Source organism: Dietzia sp. SYD-A1, from assembly GCF_015356725.1.
Taxonomy (GTDB): Bacteria; Actinomycetota; Actinomycetes; order Mycobacteriales; family Mycobacteriaceae; genus Dietzia.
In genome coordinates this window covers 1-1,957 of record NZ_JADDKI010000688.1, presented here as the reverse complement: position 1 = coordinate 1,957, position 1,957 = coordinate 1, and the positions used below count along the sequence as shown (strand labels likewise).

Below are 1,957 nucleotides of genomic sequence, written 5' to 3'. Positions count from 1 at the left end.
AGGTTTTTAAGGCACATTCACGGCGCCAGGCGGGCCGCCGCGGGAGCCCTCGTCCACCCCGCTGGGGCCGCGGGTTTCAGGCGCAGCATGACGTCGGCATCTGGTTTCGGAAGAGGCCGGCCACGATGCGCAGGCTTTCGCTCATGGTCAGGTACGGCGCCCAGGTGTCGGCCAGATCGTCGACGGTCATGCCGCTTTTGATGGCGTAGGTGGCCGCCAGCATGATCTCCCCGGCCCCGTCCGCCAGAGCGTGCACGCCCAGAACCTTGCCGCTCACGGCGTCGGCGACGAGCTTCACCGCCCCGCGGGTGTCGTGCTGGACGAGCGCCCGGGGGACATCGGACAGGTCCAGGACGCGGCAGTCGCACGCGTGCCCTCGGGTGAGGGCCTCGTCCTCGGTCAACCCCGCCGAGGCCAGCTGGGGCCGGGTGAACACGACCGCAGGAAAGCCGGCGTAGTCGACCCGAGCTGCCGGCGGGTACCTGTCCTCGGTCAGGGCGTTGAGCGCGGCGGCCCGACCGCCGGCGGCGGCGGCGTAGACGTACTGGGGAGCCCCCGAGACGTCACCGGCGGCCCAGACGCGCGGGTTGGAGGTGCGCTGGGTCTGGTCGACCACGACGAAGCCGCGCTCGTCCACGTCCACACCGGCAGCGGCCAGGTTCAGGCCGTCGGTGCGGGGCAGGCGTCCGGTGGCCACCAGGACCTGCGCGCCGCGCACCTGTTCGCCCGAGTCCGTGGTCACCACCACCTCTCCTGCGGGGCCTGGTTCGCGGGCCACAGTGGTCGCGCGCTCTTCGACCACGGTGATGCCGTCGTCGGTGAAGACTTCCCGAAGTCTCTGGGCCAGCTCCGGCTCGGCGTGCGGCGCCAGACGCCCGACCACAGAGACCCGGGTGCCGAGGTGAGCGAACAGCTGGGCCTGCTCCATCCCGACGTACCCGCCACCGATAACGACCAGGGACTCAGGCAGCTCGGTCAGCTGCATCGCGGTGGTGGACGTCAGCCGGTCCACAGAGTCGAGACCGACCACCTCCGGGATGGCGGGGGTGGCACCGGTGGCGACCAGATAGGCCCGGGCCCGCAGCGCCTGGCCGTCGACGGCCAGGGTGTCCCCGTCCAGGAAGCTGGCCTGGCCTGGGCGGACCTGGAAGCCGTAGGCAGCGGCCACATCGGCGTACTTCGCATCACGCAGGCGCTCGATGAGTGCGTCCTTCTGGGCCACCAGATCGCCGAGGTTCACCGGTGCGGCTGACGTTGGGGCACCTTTGAAGGGATTGGTGAGCGCGGCGTGCCGGGCCCCGGCGGCCGCCAGGAGCGTCTTGGACGGCACGCAGCCGATGTTCACGCACGTCCCGCCCAGAACACCGCGCTCAACCAGCACGACGCTCTTACCGGCCTGGCTGGCCGCGATGGCGGCGGACATCGCCGCGCCTCCTGAGCCGATCACGGCCAGATCGACGTCGTAGTCCACACCCATTTGCCCACCTTCCTTCGCGTGACCCCTCTTCAGCGTCCATAGTGGACGTTCCAGCGCAGGGGAAGGTCAAGGCGAACATGGACGAGAGCCGAGAAAGGGGCCACTGTGCGCATCGGTGAGTTGGCCGTGGCCAGCGGCACCACAACCAAGACGCTGCGCTTCTACGAAGAAGCCGGCCTACTACCTGCGCCTGAGCGCACCGCCAACGGATACCGCGACTACACCCCTGCGGCCCTGGCGCGCCTGGACTTCGTTCGCCGCGGCCGCACCGCTGGGCTCACCCTGGCCCAGATTCGCGAGATCCTCGACATCCGCGACGCCGGAGTCGCACCCTGCCAGCACGTGCACGCCCTGCTCGAAGCCCACCTGGGCGACCTGGACCGCCAAATCGCCGACCTGCAAGCACTGCGACACACCGTCGCGCACCTTCACCACAGTGCCACCACCAGCGACCCCACCAAATGCGACACCACGACCGTC

At 70.0% G+C, this 1,957-nt stretch carries 2 protein-coding genes; one reads left to right on the top strand and one right to left on the bottom strand.

The window, feature by feature from the left end; genetic code table 11:
- Positions 1-76: 76 nt before the first annotated feature.
- The gene (gene merA / locus IY392_RS18630; protein ID WP_017838447.1) at positions 77-1,477 is read right to left on the bottom strand and encodes a mercury(II) reductase; all 1,401 of its coding nucleotides are present in this window, start codon (positions 1,475-1,477) and stop codon (positions 77-79) included.
- Positions 1,478-1,582: 105 nt separating this feature from the next.
- Here merA and IY392_RS18625 point away from each other — a divergent pair.
- Positions 1,583-1,957 (top strand): heavy metal-responsive transcriptional regulator (locus IY392_RS18625; RefSeq protein WP_194862024.1); only part of this gene is annotated, 375 nt, incomplete at its 3' end.

Excerpts from the sequence above, each read along its gene's own strand:
- merA (WP_017838447.1), bottom strand. The coding sequence starts at position 1,477 with ATGGGTGTGGACTACGACGTCGATCTGGCCGTGATCGGCTCAGGAGGC.